This is a genomic window from Rhodococcus sp. EPR-134, assembly GCF_001647205.1.
Lineage (GTDB): Bacteria > Actinomycetota > Actinomycetes > Mycobacteriales > Mycobacteriaceae > Rhodococcus_F > Rhodococcus_F qingshengii.
Genome location: NZ_LVCT01000430.1, coordinates 1 through 219, shown reverse-complemented (window position 1 = coordinate 219; position 219 = coordinate 1). Strand labels below are relative to the sequence as shown.

1 pseudogene is annotated in these 219 nt (G+C 61.2%); it reads right to left on the bottom strand.

The features are described 5' to 3' along the window. Positions 1-140, bottom strand: a pseudogene (locus tag A2J01_RS19970) (sulfite exporter TauE/SafE family protein); the annotation flags it as partial. Positions 141-219 lie beyond the last annotated feature (79 nt).

Below are 219 nucleotides of genomic sequence, written 5' to 3'. Positions count from 1 at the left end.
GAGATCGGGATTGCTTGGTCGATGTCGAGGCCGAGGGCGAACACCAGGACCGGTACGGCAAGGATGGATCCGCCGCCGCCGAGGAGTCCTAGAAGGACACCGATGACTGCCCCGGCAGCGAGTGCGATTGCGAGAGTCATCGGCATCCTTTTCGTCTACCGACGTTCGGCGGCATGCGATTGTTGTTCGAGCTCGGTTCTACTGTGCGGTGAGCGAATC